This is a genomic window from Pusillimonas sp. (genome assembly GCF_035515275.1).
Taxonomy (GTDB): Bacteria; Pseudomonadota; Gammaproteobacteria; order Burkholderiales; family Burkholderiaceae_B; genus Pusillimonas.
Window position 1 is genome coordinate 1 of the sequence record NZ_DATJBQ010000172.1, and the last position, 1,787, is coordinate 1,787.

Annotated in this window: 2 protein-coding genes; both read right to left on the reverse strand. The window is 63.3% G+C overall.

Features of this window, described 5'->3' with window-relative positions; all coding sequences use genetic code 11:
- On the reverse strand, positions 1–509 hold a 509-nt coding region (locus tag VL003_RS12525), incomplete at its 3' end, for an AMP-binding protein (RefSeq protein ID WP_325442977.1).
- Positions 506–1,711, reverse strand: coding sequence for a thiolase family protein (locus VL003_RS12530; protein ID WP_325442978.1), 1,206 nt, complete (start codon positions 1,709–1,711; stop codon positions 506–508). The genes VL003_RS12530 and VL003_RS12525, both read right to left, overlap by 4 nt.
- Positions 1,712–1,787: the final 76 nt, after the last annotated feature.

Consider the following 1,787-nt stretch of genomic DNA (forward strand, 5'->3'; position numbering starts at 1 on the left):
GTGTATTGCAAAATAGCCGGCCATTGCGGCTGCGGCAAGGGCAAGGCGGGCTGCGGCTCATGTCGCCAACGCGTCAGCCGCTGCGAGCCCGGCCCGTTGCCAATGCAAAGTGCCAAATCGAAGCCGGCCAGCAGTTGCGCCACCACCGGCTGGGCGGCCTCGTCGTAAATAATGCCGCGCGCCTGGGCATTTTCAAACACCTGTGCAAGTTCGGCGGCAGTGTACAAGGGGTTCATCGGCACCACCTGGGCGCCGGCCGCCTGCACACCAAAGATGGCAATGGCCACATCAAGCGAGTTGGCCATAAACACCACCACCCGCTCGCCTTCACCCAGGCCGGCCTGCTTCAGTTCGGCCGCCAGGCCGCCCACGCACGCGGCGTATTGTGTGTAGCTAAGCTGTTCGCTGCCGCATTGCAACGCGACATGGTCGGGCGCCGCTTGAGCCGCGTCAGCCAGCATATGCACCACAGTGGGCCACACATGCGGCATGGAATACGTAGCGCTCATGACTCGTCTTGCACCCGTACCACCACGGCCATGGCCGAATCGCCCGCCGCGCAACCCACAAACAAACCGTAGCCGCCGCCGATAATTACCAGCTCTTCAATCAGCTCGATAACCCCGCGTATGCCCATGGGCGCCTGGGGGTGGCCCCAAACCAGCGAGCAGCCAAAGCGGTTCATTCTGCGGGCATCAATGCCCATTTCCTTGGCCATGACCAGGTCATTCACAATAAAAGGGTTGTGCGTTTTAATGGCGGCCAGGTCGCTTGCCTTAATGCCGGCGGCATCCAGCGCACGGCGCGCCGCCGGCGCCGGAGCGGCCGGCATGAAAGCGGGCTTGACCCGCGCCTGCCCGAACGACACCAGGCGTATGCCCACCTTGCGGTCGCGTGAAAGCTCGGCCGCGCGCTGCGGCGTGGTAACCACCATGCCCGCATTGGCGTCGGCCGGGTGGGTTTGCCCGCCAAAGGTCACCGAGCCGCCTTCCATCACGGGCTTGAGCTTGGCCAGGCCTTCGGCCGACGTGGGGAAAATGCCTTCGTCGCCGTGCAGCACGCTTTGCTCTCGCTTGAAGCGTGCGTCGGGCACGCTGAAAGGCAGATCCATAAAGCGTTTCAAGAACGCACTGTCGTCGGCCAGCGCCTCTTCGTATTGCTGGTATCGCACCAGGGTCAGCTCGTTTTGCTGCTCGGTGGTCAAACCGTATTCCTTGGCCACGTTCTCGGCCGTGGTCAGCATGTTCACCCCCGTGTAGGGGTCGAAATTAAAGTTGTCCAGCACCCAGTCTTCGTGCTCGCCCGTGCCGCCCGGCCCATGCGGCGCGGGGTAGTAAAGGTGGGGCCCGTTCGAGACGCGGTCGGCCGCAATGGCCAGCGCCACGCTAGCGTCGCCTTCGCGCACGGTCGAGGCCACCGACTGCAGCAGCCGCGCACTGGTGGCGCAGGCCTGGCTGATGGTGGGCCCGGTAAGCTGCTCGGACCCCAATTGGGCCGCCAGCCAGGGCATGCCAAAAAACGCGCCGCGCTGCGGCACCGACATGCCCAAGGCCGCGTGGTCAAAAATGCTGACATCAAGCTTGCGTCGCTGCAGCGCGTCTTTGGCCACATGGGCGGCAAACTTAAGGCTGTGCAGATGCGCAAAGCTGCCTTGCCAGCGAGCAAATGGGGTAGACCAATAAGCCCCGTAGGGAATGGCGATTTCCGTCATGATGTTCCTTGCTTAACCTTTGTAGTACCTAAATACGTTGCCACCACCTGCGGGTCTTGCGCCAGTTCGTGCGCGG